Source organism: Rheinheimera sp. 1928-s, from assembly GCF_029269265.1.
Classification (GTDB): Bacteria; Pseudomonadota; Gammaproteobacteria; order Enterobacterales; family Alteromonadaceae; genus Pararheinheimera.
The window spans coordinates 87477-103587 of record NZ_JARIXP010000006.1; the positions used below are offsets into that span (position 1 = coordinate 87477).

The following is a 16111-nucleotide window of genomic DNA, read 5'->3' on the forward strand; positions in this document are numbered from 1 at the left end:
CCTTCAACAGACTGTCGTCAATACCTTGTCGGCTCTGGCGCTTAATCAGTCCAATTTGGATTCATTAAAAACTGTGGCCGAATACACACTTTACTATGCGCAAGGAACGGAAATCAGCGCACGGGACAAATTGGAGGGGACAGAAGATGACGTTACCACCTGGCAAAACGTTAATAATCAAAGCTTGATCAACGCGAACCAGGTGTTCAATTTACTCACGTCGACTACAGAGGCAAATACCGATGTTGCTGTGAGCATCACCAATACGGCTACTGCAGCTGCCAACGTGCAGATCGCATCCAACGCCATTTCGGTACTGGCTTCAGATATAGGCGCCGCATTTAATATTGCAACTGCAGCCTTATACCAAACAGATGTGTACGAAAAAATCCAGAGCGCCAATAGCCTGATCAATGAAGTAGCGAATGAAGCAAAACGGATCTCAAAAAGTGCGATGAACGCTTCTGGCTCTACCTCTGAAATTACCATCAGCGAGGTTTTAGCTCAAACGACTGGTGTGAAATCGAAGATAGATAACTTGTTTACATCGACCCAGGCGGAATTGGATAAATTTGCCAAACTGGCCATAACAGAAAATGCACAAATAACCACAGCCAGTAAAGCGGAGCGGCAGGCCGAGGGAGAACTTGCTGACGCCAGAAGGGAAGTAACTGCCATTAATACTGCATACGACAACAGCAACAACCAACTCAATCAGTGCCTGAGTATCAGCGTGCTGTCAGGGTCTGAAATCACGGTATCTTTTGCGGCGCTGCCGTTACCAACTTTTTATTCGCCCCAAGCTGCTGGTGTGACCATTCCAGATGCTGAGCCTGTCTACTACTTAACGCTGGTGCCGGCGCAAAATCAGACTACTTTTTCGATTGACCAGGTGGAGCAATTATTTTCACAACGACCTAAGGGCGACAACAGCCTTTTTGTGAGTGTTACTCCGGATGCAAGTATCGATGCGACAGGTGTAGTGACGAGATCACCGACCAGTATACAGCTGAGCTCTGATGCGTTTGGCAATCCTGTTCAGGCCGGTTCAAGCTACGTTGCCTTTTTGTATATCGAGCTTTCCAAAGTATACAAACAGTACATCAATAATTATTCAGAGTTATTGTCTGCACCAAGCCAGCCCTTTACTCCGGCTACCACTTTGCCATTGGCGCAAAAGCTGGTGGTTACTCCAAATAGCACCCCGGATGCTGCTGGCGTGACCTGGTCGACTGCCAGTTTCACATTTACACCATTAGGTTCATCTGCAGATACTTCTACAGTGCAGCCAGATGCTACAGCCGCTTCCCCAGCTAAAGGCAAGGCGAAATCTKCTGCAGCGCAAGCAGAAGCAGCGGCTCCCGTAGCGCAAATTGCAGGGGCGTCCACATCGACCACAGCCGGATCTGCTTATGAATTCCGTTGTATTCTTGTTGAGCAAGGCGGAACGCCGGATCTCAATCTATTGCGTTGTCCTGAGAACCGGAATTTGCCTCCCATCTATTTTAATCAGTCCATTGCCGGGCAGGTTTCACCAGCGAATTACATCGCAGTGACAGCGTCATCACCCGGTGACTGTGAATTCAGTTTTCTGCCGAGTACAACTGACAACTTCGGCAACGTGATCAAGCCAAACACAATGTATCAACTTTACATACTGACAGTAGCCACAGGGGATCCCAGCGATCAGGCCCGGTATGGCAACGTATTGGCGAATACATTGCCAGCTATCACTGTCTGCACCCAAGCTCAACAATAAAACACCACGACTCTATGGAGAGTAAAAATGAATAACATGACTATTAATTCACTCGCAGTCGGCATTGTTTACAAAGAAAAAGCCACGCTCGACGGGCTGGCAATGCAAGTGGCCGAAGCCCAATACGAGGTCGATCAATACCAGGCTATTGTTGATGCTGAGACCGCCAAATCCATCCAGTTTAATGATTATTTAACTGCAGCTGAGGCCAATAAAACCGCCGCTTTGACCAACCTCAATCTGGCCATCGACATCGATTCCAGTGTTAAGGCCTTGTGCACCAGCACAGGGTTAGCACTGAAACAAACCGGAACTGCGACCGGAGAAATCAAGCGGGTGTCAGGCGAAATGGCGACGCTCATCAATAAATTGATTTTTACGGTTGAGCTGATAGACAGGTTTGGCCAACTGGTGAACAAGCAAAAATTAAGTAATCCACTGATACCTGATACTTTAATCAGTTTTATGGCGAAGGCGACTGCTGACGCTAACAATGCTGTAGCTCTTACGCTTGTAGCATTGCAAAGTTGTTATGTCGCCGAGGCGACTTCCTTACGATCTCAGCAGATCATCGCACTTGAAAACGATCAGGTGACAACGCTTAAAAGCACAATTGAACGGCAGGCACTGGTCTCCGGACTGCAGGATGTGACTGGTTTGGTTGTTGATGGCAACTTTATCGTTGGCTTTACACCAGATTGCACCGGTGTTTTAGCCTTGGTGCGTCAAGCGTACGACAAAGCGAGCGAAAAATATAACCAGGCTCTGGCTAACGTCAATATCGTAAATCAGCAACTGGCTTATGCTCAAAGTGCGTTGGCGACCGCAACCACCAGCCTGAATTCGTACAAAGCAGGCCTGGCGGCTGCAACAGCTGCAGCTTACGCAGCATAAAGGTATGGGATGGCTGGCTTATGCTGGCCTGCCTTACAACGGGAGGGGTAATCATGTCTAAAAAAGTGTTTTACAGCCATTGCTATCAGCAGACGGCCTGGCTGCCGATGCACCCTTTCACGCGCAGGCTGGCGCTGGGTGATCTGTGCCAACTGAGGCAGGGCCGCTTTCAGCCTTTGCTGAATATTGGCGATGCCCATTTAGTAGAAAATTTGCTGGTGAGCCGAGAGATCCCGCTGGATCAGAACGGCTGGGAATTAAGCAGTGGGGTAAAGCAACTGCTGTGCGAGACCCAGACTGAACAGGGAGGTGATAGTGAAGACTATTATTGGACCAGGCAGGTACTCGAATTCTCGCATACTGGCGATTTTATCTTTCATGCAAGGAAGCCAAAAGCAAGCCTGCTACTGAACTGGGCTCAAATCAAAGATGATCTGACCTTAAAGTTGACCCAGCTGCATTATGGCTTCAGACAGGTATATGTTATTACCGGCGTGGCAACAGCGGAAGACTGGGGTCTGGCCGTGGCGGGACAGGCCGATGCACGTCTGGAAATGTCGGCAGCACTTTGTGAAAGCAATAGCTTTAGCCTGCTCAGTCACAATTCGGCCAGAGCAGATAGGTGCGTGGGCATAGCCTGCTACGAAAAAACCAAGGACCAGGCTGCGTATTTTTTTAAGGCCAAAAAATTGGTGATGAGCGATGCGATGACTGACCGCTACCTGAGTCTGGTTGTTGAAAACAAAGCCGAACTGGGGGGAGGGGAAATAGCCAACTGGCTGCAGGCCGATTTGCTCGATTTAGTTAAAGTTAATGAACTGAATCTAACCACCAGCATAGGTTTTTTTAATTGGGTGGATATGTCGCTTGACGATGTAGCCCTGTTGAGTGATTAGCCTTATGCCGACGCCTGAACAAAATCTACAAGCGCTGTATCACGAGCTCGACTGGCTCAATGCCGTGATCCAGCAGGTGATTGCCAGCTATCTGAAACACGAGGGGCATGAAGGCAACTGGTTGGATATAGCACCGCCCGAACTGGTGCCCGAGCAGAGTGAATATGCTCGGCAGGCCCTGGACTGGCAGCTCGATACCTTTGAACGCCTGGCCTTAGCGCTGGCGTTGGCTCCTCATGTTCGGCCCGAATATCTGGATGTTTTTTTAAGTGTAAACGGCACTACTGATCGTAGCTTTAGCGAATTTGGCGGATACAGCGATAAAGCCTTCAGCGGCTTTTTACCTACAGGGCAGACGCTGGCATTTCTGCTGAGCGCCAACAACCCGGAGTTGCGGCTAGAGGCCATGCGCATTCTGGCGCCCAGCCATCGCTTTGCTGCAGAAATGGTGATTACACTGGAGCAATCGGATGACAAACTGCCGCTGTTATCCGGAGTATGGAGTTTGTCGCAGCAGTGGCTGCAGGTACTGTTGACCGGCGAAAAAATCCGCCCAGAGTTAAGCCCGGCTTTTCCCGCCAGCCCAATTGTCACCCCACTGACATGGAGTGATTTGGTGCTGGATCATCATGTGATGTCGCAAGTGCAGGAGATACGTGCCTGGATCACTCATGGCCACAGCCTGATGCGCGATTGGGGCCTGGCCCGTAAGGTCAAGCCAGGCTTTCGCGCTGTGTTTTACGGCCCTCCCGGCACTGGAAAAACCCTGACGGCGGCTTTGCTGGGCAAATCCACCGGGCGTGAGGTGTATCGGGTTGATTTGTCGATGATCGTATCGAAGTACATAGGCGAAACTGAGAAAAACCTCGGCAAGGTATTCGACGCAGCCAGTTACAAAGACTGGATTTTATTTTTTGACGAGGCGGATGCGTTGTTCGGCAAACGCACTGCTGCCACCAGCTCTAACGACCGGCATGCCAACCAGCAAACCGGTTATTTATTACAGCGTATTGAGGACTTTCCAGGCACCGTCATTCTAGCCACCAACCTCAAAGCGAACATGGACGAGGCTTTCACCCGCCGTTTCCAATCCATGATCCACTTTAAGATGCCGGGTGCAACGCAGCGATTACAACTCTGGCAAAAAGCCTTCGAGGGGGTGTGTGAGTTGGCCGAGGATATTGACCTGACTAAGCTCGCGCAAGATCACGAACTGGCGGGCGGCGCCATTATCAACGTACTGCGTTACTGTGCATTAAACGCGGTAAGCCGAGGTAAAAAACAGGTAGAGCGCGACGATCTGATCCAGGGCATTAAACGCGAATTTCGCAAAGACAACCTGACGGTGCAATTTAACTAGGGGCATAACATGGCTGAGTTTAAGGTTGAACACAAAAAACAGCAGTCCTCTGAACATGGCACAGTGAGCCAACGCAGGGGTACAACTGTGTTACCTGATCATCGTAGTCAGGTGAGTCAGGCTCATGCTTTAAACGATAATCGCATAACTCAGTTGGCACCAGACCTAACATCAATACCTACCAATACCGACCTGCCGCATCAGCTCAAAGCGGGTATTGAGTCTGGCATCAGCGAGGATGGACAAGCGCTACAGCGTGCAGACAGAGGCGAAAACGAGCATTTTAATTTTATGACCACTGCGAATCAGCCGATAGCGCAACTGGCGAAGTACACAAAAACCAAAGCCAAGTTTAAAAAAGCCAAAAAAGCTAAACCCAAGTTTACAAAAGCCAAAGTTACAGGTCTTACAGGAGGTCAGGATAGATACCCAGGGCATGATTCAATGGGCAATAAGAGGGCATTGATTGATGTTTTAAATCATAGAAAAACAAGTCTGGGCAAATCCTTGAGTCATCCCGAGGAAACCGCACACACCAGCTCAGTTAGCGCGGGCAAGCCGGAAACCGGACTTACCAACATCACTCCTACTATGATCCGGGGCACAGCCATTTGCCACAAAATTTCTGACAAGTCCATCAGAGAGAAAATTAATTCTCTGTTCAGCGCGGAAAAAATCAGCAATGACACAACAAACCTGGACTCGTATTTAATCAGCCTCGTGAATTACATCAATCCTGCGCATGCAACAGATGAAACCCCAACCGGGGGTAATTATGCCAAAGAAGCGAAGGATAAATATGATAATGCCCTCGCAGCCCGGATTAGTATGATCTTCGATACAGCAGGATCTGCTGCGCGACTGGCAAATGCTCATATTGTCGGCAAGAATGTGGCTAACAGCCCAGTCAACTTATTCTTGGGCGATAGCGTGACAAACTCATCGATTCAGGCCCATTTTGACCAGAATACCTATGACGCTGTTGTTGGAAGTGATCCACCCCCAACTCCTCGCTCAGCACGGGCCAAACCAATTAACGATTTGGTTAACACAAACTTCAGTGCGCTCGTCCTTCCGTCAACAAAAACCAAAAAGTCTGCTCGTCCTGGGGAGGGATAAGCAGGTGAAGGCAGGGCAAGTCTTAAATCTGGTTCAGAGCATTAAACGCGAATTTCGCAAAGACAACCTGACGGTGCAATTTAATTAGGGGCGTAACATGGCTGAGTTTAAGGTTGAACACAAAAAACAGCAGTCATCCGAACATGACACAGTGAGCCAACGCAAAGGCGAAACGGTGTTACCAGATAATCGTGGCCAGGTGAGTCAGACTCGTGTTTTAACAGATAATCGCACTGCACAGTTGGCGCCAGATCCTAAGCCAAAGCCCAACAATACCGGCCTGCCGAACCAGCTTAAAACAGGTATTGAGTCGCTGTCAGGTATGAGCATGGATCATGTCAAAGTGCACTATAACTCATCCCAACCCGCTCAACTCAACGCGCACGCCTATGCGCAGGGCAGCAATATTCATCTTGCGCCGGGGCAGGAAAAACATCTGCCGCACGAAGCCTGGCATGTGGTGCAACAGGCGCAGGGGCGGGTAAAGCCGACCATGCAGATGAAAAGCGGTACTTCCGTCAATGATGACAAAGGGTTAGAGCAGGAGGCGGATGTGATGGGCGGGAAAGCTATGAACTATGAGTTCTCACGCATTGATCATTCCTTGCCTGTTACATCCACGGCAGTGCATCAGAACCATCCTATCCAACGGGTAAAGCTTCCCATCAGTACACAATCAAAGGCGTTGATGTCACAAAAGATGGTAGACAACTTGACGTTTATCGAACGCGAGTTTGACCATCTTCCTCATCGTGTCGCCCTATTTATTATGCAGGCTGTCAGTGCTGTTCAGGCTAGCCCGCAAAGTATTTTGACCCATGTGTTGTCAATGGATAGAAGCACCATTACCAATGTTCTACACGGTCTTTGTGTACTCCCCCCACAACAACTCACTATCAACTACCCGCTCGTTTTCCAGGAAGCGGCAAAGCTTGGCCAATCAATTAAACCTGCGGCTCACATGCGAGCGCTGGAAGCTCCCAAAATAGAAGGCTTGTTCGGTTCTAAAGGTGTTGATGAGAAGGGTAAAACTGGGGATAGCGAACATCTGGATATGTTGACTGCGGCCTACCAATCAATGACCACGACGCAGGGCTTGACCTCGGGTAATGCCAAGTATGGAAGAAAATCCTATACTCGTGAGTTATTGCATCAAGTGGGTAACTTGGAAGAAGATCCGTTGACTTTAGTTAGTGCGATGAACGAGGTGCTAAATAGGCCTAAGAACATAAAAGGGTTTGAATCTAAAGTGCCGCCTTTGCTACAAAATCGAAAGATGTTTGCGGAGATGACAAAACAACTTGGACCTCAAGGCAATCAATTCCTGATCAACCTCGCTTTGTATAACTTTCGTACGGCAGAAGGTGGCCGGGTTAGAAAATCCACCCATTTGCTAAGAGGGGGGAGCGATGAATATGCCCGGCCGTTTGAATCCTCTCTGCCTTATTACGTGACTTATTTGATGCACGATATGGCACCCCACGCTAAAAAGGCGCCCCATAAACGTGCTACACCATCCAAGTTGATGCCAAAGGTCGATAGGGGATATGCCCCCACTACTCGGTTCACGGCTAGCTTTCCGTTGAAGATGGAGCACACACAGGGTAATCCGGCGGTGCTGCATAGTCCGCGGATTCCTGAAAGCCTCAGGCCGCAGAGAGATCGTCAAACCAAGTATCGGTTTTTACCGTCATTTGGCTTTGCCGAGCCGGCCTATACTACTTGGGATGCCAATGATCGAACGGAAACTGCCGGGACACGACTGTCCTTGGGGGCATATTCCTTGAATGCCGATTATTTGACAGAGTTAAAGCGACTTTTAGCGCGAATGAATGCAACGGATGCCCAAAATTACCAGAAATATGGTGGCGTTAGTGCAGGGCATGTGCAGTTTCTGCTTAGCAGGTTCAAGGCCAAAAATTACAGTCAATGGAATGATGGTGCGGCTCTAGCCATTCAATGGTCTTACCAATTATTGGGTGCAGCGTATCGCTTGGTTGCAAAAACCAAGTCGGAAGAAGTGCTGAACAATCCAAGCAGCAAGCACCTTTTTCATCTGCAAGGCTTTTTCGATTACATCCTGGGTAAGATTCATCAACGGGCGAACAAACTTGCATTTATCAAGCAAAGTCAGGGGAAGAGTAAGTCGTTGAGCCAACGCGATCTGTTTGATCACATATGGGTGATTGAATCGAGCCTGTGGGAGTTTGCATTTTTAGGATCTACCTGCTTGTCATTAGCAGAGATGACCGAGGTGTTGGAGAAGCAATTCCCCAGTTGGAAGGCATCAATGGACACCTCCCCGAAAGAAGGAGATGAGCATCCGTTGCAAGAGTCGGTGCAGGTTGGGAAGCACAACCAGGTAAGTCGTTCCTATTTTCCTTCCGGTACCGCCGCTGCCGATAACCTGCATAAGATACTACTCCAGGCGGGCTATTCCACGTATCCGTTCCGGGCAGACAAGAAAGCACTGTCTACGTTTACCCCATATTTCGAGTTTTACCAGAATTCGACATCATTCCTTAGTCCGGAAAGCGTGAAAGATGAGCAATTAACCGGTAAACGCAAAGGCGGACAGCTTTGGATTAATTTGTCGGACAGCCTGCATACCGATCTTTTAAATAGTGCAGACCTGAAAGAATCGGGGTTAAAAATTGCCAGGCAGATATTAGCCTTTGTAAAACATACACGTGAGAAGTTTAATGATCTTGATGCCCCAATCGCACTCGTGATCGACTATACGAAGTTTAGTGGCGATATGCCCAACAACCGTCTGTATCCGATTCTGATGCAAATTCAAAACTGGTTATCCAAGGCGCTTGGCAGCCAGCTTCATGCCATCCTGTTTTTACGCTCTAATTTGAAGTTCAACACAGGCTTGCTTGATCGCTACCAAAGCGGTGAAATTCTTGCCCACCAAAGCAATGCCCTTCATCTGGATAAACCGCTGAAAACCGGTGCCAAAGAGTCATTCAAACAAGGCGGGGCAGAGCAAAAAATTTGGAATTTGCATGGGGAATATATCCCCATGATGAAAAAAACCTATTTGCTGTCTGATGCCATCGCAACAGGGCGTTGGGATGAGTACACAACGCTTTTAGGAAAGCAAAGCGAGTCGTCAGAGATCGTCTCAATTCCTCATTCAGAAGATCTCGCCGGACTCAAGAAACAGGTTGGCGCCATGCAAGATCTCTCTCACTTGCAACAAGGGTTGCTCACCTGGATAGAAAGCCCTGGTAAAGCACTTTTCTTCAATCTCACTCAGGATATACGCCGCAAATCTATAAAACCTTATGTGGGTGCAAGTACGCGGACTGCAATTCATGCGCTATGGGAAAAACTCAAACAATATGATAAGAAATTTAGTCCGAAAGCCGCTGTGATGCATGAAAAGCTGAGAGAGGATGTGTGTCAAGCATATAGCGATACGTTAAAGAGCATGGGGACAATCGTCGGAGGGGTAGGGCAAGGCAAAAATAGTATTCCAAAGCACGAGCGAAATAAGAAGCAACTTCTTGGTAGTTATGCTTCGCGGCTAAGGGCGGCAGAAGAAAAACTGCGTGCTTTTCAGGGTGTATACCACGACGCCAGGGGAGGTAATGATGGTTGAGATGGTCTCTCAGAAAACGCATGAACAAGGCGGGCATGCTGAAAGAGTGCGGCAACGCGGGACGGTTTTGCAGGACAACCGTCCAGTGATGCAAGCGGGAAAGCTTGCCGATAATCGCACGACACAGTTGGCGCCAAAACCCAACAATACCGGTCTGCCAAATCAACTCAAAGCTGGTATCGAGTCACTGTCTGGAATGAGCATGGATCACGTAAAAGTGCATTACAACTCAGCCCAACCCGCTCAACTCAACGCGCACGCCTATGCGCAGGGCAGCAATATTCATCTTGCGCCGGGGCAGGAAAAACATCTGCCGCACGAGGCCTGGCATGTGGTGCAACAGGCGCAGGGGCGCGTAAAGCCGACCATGCAGATGAAAACCGGTGTCCCGGTTAATGATGATGCCGGGTTGGAGAAAGAAGCGGATGTGATGGGATCCAGGGCTTTAAAGCAAGGAGCCGCGCAGTTGCGCACTAGTGAAACAGTTGGCGCGCCTACACCACCATCAAATGAACAGATTAACAGCCCGATTCCAACCGTTATTCAAAACAAGGCGTCTTCAAACCAGACGGGGGTAGTACAGCTGTTGGTTGGCGCGGCACCGCCGATTGCGGGGCATGACGAAGTCTTACCAGGTGTTGTCAACAGTCGGGGAGCTGCTGCTGCAAAAATTGCGAAATATATAAATCTCAGGGCGAGGGAAACCGCTGCTGCTATTCCGCCTCTCCATGGCGCTCTGGCTGTACCGGCAGTGCATGAAAATGTGAGTGCGTTGGGCGCGCACAATGCCGGTAATTTGTATGTACGCAGCAATTACACCAACGGCGCAGGCCAGGCATCGATTCTTGAGGCGTGGGCCGAAATGACTGGTCTGGGTGGCGGCTACATTAAACGGGTTCGTATTACCGAAAATGCCGTGGTATTGATGGACAGAGTCATGAATGATCCTGCAGCTACCGCATTAAATACGGCGCTACAAGTGAACGCCGATGCAGGTCCAATCGCGGGAGCGGTTGGCAATCGCAGGTATGGTTCGGTACACGGGGTGGATCCAGGAGATACCAACTCGCTTGAGATCAGAAATGCTACCGACAGAGACGCTGATAACCTAACCAAGGTGATTGGAGAGGGCGCGCGTTTTGCCTGGTTGGCCGACGGATTGTCAAACAGGGGCAAGGGCAATACCAGTACTGGCGTTTTCAATGTTTCTATTACCATTCCCCAGGCAGGCACTTTCACCATGAATCCTACTTTTGAACAACTTTGGGGTTCCTGGGCTTCGGCTTTTGGAAGGTCATACATGAAAGATAAAAACGCAGCCAAGGCGCTGCTGAAAGCCCGGCTCAGCGCAAGATTAAGGTCGCCGATAGACACCGATGTGCAAGGCGTCGCACCGCTAGCCAGCGGTACAGCCGCAGGTGGGCAGGTTACATCTCTGTTGGGCAGAGGGGGCGGCATTATGCTTATTCCTACGATCGCAGGCGGGGTTGGTGGTGGAGACATAATCGCCGACCTTGACATGACCTGGACGGCAGATCATTGATCTTTTCTGCGCGTCAGCAAACCTAATGCAGATCATTTGCGACACTAAAAATTCGCTAATAGAGAAAAATAATGGCAGAAATAATGTTTCAGGAAAAACGGGCAGAGACACCGAATGCCCGCCAGCGTAAGCCAGTGGGAATCCTGCAAGATAATCGCAAAAGCGAATTAACACTGCAAAAGCAACAACTGGCTCCGCAGCAGCACAGCATAAACCTGCCGGATAAAGGGCAAACATTTTTGCCTGTGCCTGAATTCGGATCGCCCGCAAGGATAACCGCTGATGGCGTGGCACAGAGAGCAAAGATTTGGGAAGATTTTGACTCCTATCGGGGAGCGAATCTGGCCAGTCAGAATACTATCGGGGCTTATTCCACCAAGTATGAAATCCCACTCATGGTGACGAAAGTGGATGAGTACAGCCATGATGACCGTCAAATCGGTAAGGTGGATCGAGGTTACGCTTTGTATCAGCAGCGATTCGCGGCTGCGGTAACGGCGGCAGGCGCTGCTAATTGGAATGCAGTCGCAGGAATTTTGAAGAGCCTGGTGGTTAATATCAATGAAGCGCTTGATGGCGTTGCAAATGTGCCCACCGGTTATGCCGCTAATGACGGTGCCAATTGGGCTAATGTACAGACAGCGGTCGGTGCTGCCCATGGTGCGGTAAATGCTGGTGTTGCAGGCGTAGCGCCACAATCCCATTCGCCGGACGCTCGTGCAATTCGAACCATTAATTACTCCACGGCTGTTGGGGTTTTCCCCCCAACCTTGGTCAGATTGTTGCGAGATATTCACGCCGCCTGGAAGACCGGGCAAGTGATGGATCAACGCAGCCAGGCAGAGCGGGATGCCAGCGTTCTGACCGCAAATAACCCCGGTGCCTTGAGAAGTTGGCATATGAACACTTCAGCAACTCTTCCCGCTGCGCCTGGAGGAGTCACTCCTCCAAATGCCGTGGCTCTGGAAAATCACTATACCGCTACCTCTGGTGTGATGAATGCGTTGGGCGTCGCACCGCCTCCGGGCCCTGTTGGTTACGCCGAGTACACTGGCACTGGTATTCTGAATGACGCCCACAACAGCAAAATCATTCTCGATTACAAACGGGGCGATGTTTATCTTACGCTCACGCACTATCAACACTGGAGCAACATTGGCGCTGGTTTTAATACCCAAGGGCAGGTTCCCTGTGCAGCAGGTGCACACAGTCCCTGGTTCAAAATCGACATAAACGCTTAGTGCCTCCTATCTAGGGGAAATCATGGCTGAACTAACGAGTCAACACAGAGCACAGCAGGACACCCAAGCAGAAGCAGTTAGCCAACGCAAAGGCGCGGCTGTATTGCAGGACAATCGTGGTAAGGGGGCACAGACTCGCGCTTTACCGGATAATCGTACCGTGCAGTTGGCGCCAAAACCCAACAATACCGGTCTGCCAAATCAACTCAAAGCTGGTATCGAGTCACTGTCTGGAATGAGCATGGATCACGTAAAAGTGCATTACAACTCAGCCCAACCCGCTCAACTCAACGCGCACGCCTATGCGCAGGGCAGCAATATTCATCTTGCGCCGGGGCAGGAAAAACATCTGCCGCACGAAGCCTGGCATGTGGTGCAACAGGCGCAGGGGCGAGTGAAGCCGACGATACAGATGAAGGCTGGCGTGCCTGTTAACGATGATGTTGGATTGGAGCGGGAAGCGGATGTGATGGGGAGAAAGGCGCTGGCACCAACCGCCCAGCTTAGAGGCGAGCCACAAGGCAAATTCACGCCTGTTATCGCAGGACCCATCCAGCGCTACAAACAGGTTGGAACTGACGACTATAACTTGGTAGGCGAAAGCGACAGTGACCAGTTCTTCAAAACGCAATCGGTAGAACCCAAGGCCATCAGGCAGAAGGACAAAGGATACAAAATGGCTCACGAGATCAAACGCACTGATGCACGGCAGGGTCTACTGATTTCTGAAGACAATACGCTGGCGATTAATGACACGCAGGATCATGCTAAAGAGTTCTATGCAGCGGCCGGGATTGTGGAAAGTTCAAACAAGGCGCTCAAAACGGCGGGCAGCAGAGTTCACCTGCATAAGAGTGGTGAACTCAAGTTGCAATATTCATCTGTTTCCTTGAGTAAGGTGATTGCAGAACCAGCCCAGAAAGAGGAAAACGCGGCGGTCGCGGAGTTTGCAAACCTGATCAGTCACATCTGCATCGATATGGCCTCCGGTGTCATGGGCAGCGCATCGCACGAGGCGGTCTTCCAGCAACCCGGCACCATGAAGCAAACAGTTCTGAATGTCACATCGAAGAGTGATGGGGGGGATCCGATGATCAATACCCTAGGATCGGAACTGATCAGTTTACCGGAGAAAGTTGATACCGACGTCGTTCGCGCCAATGTGCTGAGCAAATCAAGCCCCGAATTGGCAGGAGAAGCGTATGGCAAGTATGCCCACACTAAAAAAGGTAAGAAAAAGGCCCGTGCACTTGGCATCAACGAGGCTGCTCACCCCGAAGTAGGGGAAGGCTACGCAACCTACTCTCTTGCCGCATCGAGGGACAAGCAGATCGATTTCCTGAAAACGGGTCAGTCCCGTGAGGTTTTGCAAAGCATCTGGGGTTATCACTATGCGGCTGTAGTGGCGCGGAGTAAAGAGGGGTCTGAATCGGTGACCCTCGAGAATTACAACCGTACCGATGATGTTTTCACGTTGCTGGCGAAGATCATAGAGCGTCAAGTGAATGGAAATGCCGGTAAATTCCAGGACATTTTGAATGAGGTGCGACCAAACAAGGAAGACGCTAGGCATGAGATTAGCAACAAACTCGCGCGCGTGCTGGCAGTCGCTCGCAACATTTCCATGGACAAGGCGAATAATGCCGTCATGAAGATTCTCAAATCCTACAACGCCAGCAACAGTTGGTTTTTCAAAATGCAGGGCAAGCGGAAAGGGMAGAGCTTCCACAAGCAACAGGCAGCAAGCGACGCCTTTGTGAATCCACTGACGTTGCGGGTGCGTCCACGGGATACAGTTCGCGAAGCCTTGCGAGGCTCCCTGGTTGAATGGATTCGGGCCATCCCCAAAGTGCCAACCTCACTCGGCGGACTGAAGGCATTCGAAGGTTGGGCTGAGGAGGTCAAAACAAATTCCAACGCCATCATGCATGCTGAAACCGTCAAACAGATAAAAGACGCAGCGAATCTGGCCAGTATCAACGTGATCACTGCAGGCATCAGGCGCTCTCTCTTATCAATGATTACCGAGTGCGCCACCACGGGCAGCCCTATTCTTGACAAGGCCATGGAGCGATTCGAAGCGGTTGGCTCGGTCAAAAAGAAGGCTGCGTTCGTGGTAACCCAGGCCCAAAGTTGCCACTGGGGCATTGAGGAACAAATCCAGGGGCTAAGTATTTTCGATACCACACATTACATGACCTATGCAACGGCTCAAAGCCGCGTCGTGGACGCTATGAGGTATGCAGAGGCGCTGGCGGCGTATTGCCTGACCAGGCGACATCAGAAGTGATCAATGGAGGAATGGCAAGGATATCCACAACGAAACGAGAACCCAGTAAGTGGGGGACAGGCATACCTGAAATTAAAGCAAGGAGAATGGGGTCAGGTCTAATGTGATGACTAGCCTCCCGTGCTGAATTAGGATGAGGTGACGAAACCAAAAGAGGCCCAAGCTGTCGTTTCCTTTCTTCAGCACCATCAAACGCTAGTACCTTATGTTATTTCGGGGCCTGAGCTGTTTCCAACGCGTGCGACTATTTGCCAAGTAAGGCTTAGCCTTGTCAGAATCCATTTTCTTTTGTCCTATGTTTTGGATGCGTCGCCTTCTTTCGCCTATGTCTAGCTGTCGTTAAGGCTCACAGTCTTGGCGCACAAAATGGAGTTTTCACCTATTGGCTGGTCAGTCTGCGGCCTTGGCCTATGTGAGTGATGCGGTTTTCTGGCTGCGATTGCTCTGATAGTGGCGAATCTGGTCCGAAATGCTCCAGCTCATTTTCGAGCATAAACAGTTTCAATTCCTGGCAGATGGAAAACGCCAGCTCTTCCTGCAGCGATATGTCGTAGCAATTATTGCGATCAAATTGTTTCGACCAACGTATTTGATTGTGTTCAAGATCAAGCAGGTGAACGGAAGTTCTGACGCGTTGTGAATCGAGCCGAACGAATCCTTCAAACAGATGTTTGGCCGCTGCGTTGGACGCTTTTTTCGACTCGTTGCTCTGACGAACCTTGAAGTCATCTTCTGAGTGTTGGATTAAGGTAATACTGTTAAATGCCAGAAATAACTGATGCAGCAGTTCCTCATGTAAGCCTAAAGCAAAGCACTGTCCCTTGGTGCATTCTGAAATAGCCCTGATCGGTCTGAAAAGCAGCGTATCATCGGGGTATATATTGGCATCTGACGATCGCCTGAAAACAGGCATATAGCTACCCAGAGGAATAGATATTTCAATCTCGGAAGGCACTGCGGCGTAGTAGTCTTTGAGTTTTTCCCGCAAGCGACCCACCTGGACCCGAACAGCAGGATCTTCTGTGGTCGAATAAGTTGCTACATTGCGWTCAAAAACCTCAATGCCGATAGCGTATTCGCTGGTGTTGCGGCTGTTGCCACAAATTGCGCTCTCAACCAGAAAATGCAACAAACGGCACATGCGTGGTGCATRAACAAATTTATCGCTCGCCAAAACAGCTTTACAGGCTGCCTGAGACTCTGCCGGGGAGATCGGAGTTTGAAAGTTTTGTTTCTTCAAGGTTGATCCCTTTCTATTCACTTGGTGTCTGGTCGTAAATAAGCCACCACGTTTTTGATCCCGTCAGTAATTGATAGTTGGAGTCAGAATATGATTACGGCGCAGATCTAACCTTCAAACTCATCCAGTTTTAACTAAAAGATGAAATCCCTATTTTGG

10 protein-coding genes are annotated in these 16111 nt (G+C 49.8%); 9 read left to right on the forward strand and 1 reads right to left on the reverse strand.

The annotated features are described in order from the left end of the window. Positions 1 to 55: 55 nt before the first annotated feature. The 9 genes from P3C17_RS16170 to P3C17_RS16210 all read left to right on the forward strand — a co-directional run bounded on the left by P3C17_RS16170 (position 56) and on the right by P3C17_RS16210 (position 14712). A complete protein-coding gene (locus P3C17_RS16170) occupies positions 56 to 1759 on the forward strand; it encodes a hypothetical protein (protein WP_300930404.1) in 1704 nt (567 codons plus the stop codon). 27 nt (positions 1760 to 1786) lie between these two features. Beyond that, complete coding sequence (locus P3C17_RS16175) at positions 1787 to 2653, forward strand: hypothetical protein (RefSeq protein ID WP_300930405.1); 867 nt, start codon at positions 1787 to 1789, stop codon at positions 2651 to 2653. A gap of 20 nt (positions 2654 to 2673) precedes the next feature. After that, positions 2674 to 3549 carry a hypothetical protein gene (locus P3C17_RS16180; RefSeq protein ID WP_300930406.1) on the forward strand — a complete coding sequence of 292 codons (876 nt, stop codon included), beginning with the start codon at positions 2674 to 2676 and terminating at the stop codon, positions 3547 to 3549. 4 nt (positions 3550 to 3553) lie between these two features. Next, entirely contained in the window at positions 3554 to 4909 is a 1356-nt protein-coding gene (locus P3C17_RS16185; protein WP_300930407.1) for an ATP-binding protein, read from the forward strand. Positions 4910 to 4918: 9 nt separating this feature from the next. Further along, a complete protein-coding gene (locus P3C17_RS16190; RefSeq protein WP_300930408.1) occupies positions 4919 to 6028 on the forward strand; it encodes a hypothetical protein in 1110 nt (369 codons plus the stop codon). 97 nt (positions 6029 to 6125) lie between these two features. Continuing rightward, entirely contained in the window at positions 6126 to 9638 is a 3513-nt protein-coding gene (locus tag P3C17_RS16195; RefSeq protein WP_300930409.1) for a DUF4157 domain-containing protein, read from the forward strand. Further along, positions 9628 to 11181, forward strand: a complete 1554-nt coding sequence (locus P3C17_RS16200; protein WP_300930410.1) for a DUF4157 domain-containing protein — start codon at positions 9628 to 9630, stop codon at positions 11179 to 11181. Before P3C17_RS16195 ends, P3C17_RS16200 begins: the two co-directional genes overlap by 11 nt. A 71-nt stretch (positions 11182 to 11252) precedes the next feature. Beyond that, positions 11253 to 12422 (forward strand): hypothetical protein, encoded by a 1170-nt coding sequence (locus tag P3C17_RS16205; RefSeq protein WP_300930411.1) that lies wholly within the window; start codon positions 11253 to 11255, stop codon positions 12420 to 12422. Between the two features lie 22 nt (positions 12423 to 12444). Next, the gene (locus P3C17_RS16210) at positions 12445 to 14712 is read left to right on the forward strand and encodes a DUF4157 domain-containing protein (protein ID WP_300930412.1); all 2268 of its coding nucleotides are present in this window, start codon (positions 12445 to 12447) and stop codon (positions 14710 to 14712) included. Between the two features lie 379 nt (positions 14713 to 15091). On the opposite strand, the gene P3C17_RS16215 is transcribed toward P3C17_RS16210, so the two are convergent. Beyond that, positions 15092 to 15952: a hypothetical protein gene (locus tag P3C17_RS16215; RefSeq protein ID WP_300930413.1), complete on the reverse strand. Its 861-nt coding sequence runs from the start codon at positions 15950 to 15952 to the stop codon at positions 15092 to 15094. Between the last annotated feature and the right edge of the window lie 159 nt (positions 15953 to 16111).

Excerpts from the sequence above, each read along its gene's own strand:
- P3C17_RS16185 (WP_300930407.1), top strand. The coding sequence starts at position 3,554 with ATGCCGACGCCTGAACAAAATCTACAAGCGCTGTATCACGAGCTCGAC.
- P3C17_RS16175 (WP_300930405.1), top strand. The coding sequence starts at position 1,787 with ATGAATAACATGACTATTAATTCACTCGCAGTCGGCATTGTTTACAAA.
- P3C17_RS16200 (WP_300930410.1), top strand. The coding sequence starts at position 9,628 with ATGATGGTTGAGATGGTCTCTCAGAAAACGCATGAACAAGGCGGGCAT.
- P3C17_RS16190 (WP_300930408.1), top strand. The coding sequence starts at position 4,919 with ATGGCTGAGTTTAAGGTTGAACACAAAAAACAGCAGTCCTCTGAACAT.
- P3C17_RS16195 (WP_300930409.1), top strand. The coding sequence starts at position 6,126 with ATGGCTGAGTTTAAGGTTGAACACAAAAAACAGCAGTCATCCGAACAT.
- P3C17_RS16205 (WP_300930411.1), top strand. The coding sequence starts at position 11,253 with ATGGCAGAAATAATGTTTCAGGAAAAACGGGCAGAGACACCGAATGCC.
- P3C17_RS16180 (WP_300930406.1), top strand. The coding sequence starts at position 2,674 with ATGCTGGCCTGCCTTACAACGGGAGGGGTAATCATGTCTAAAAAAGTG.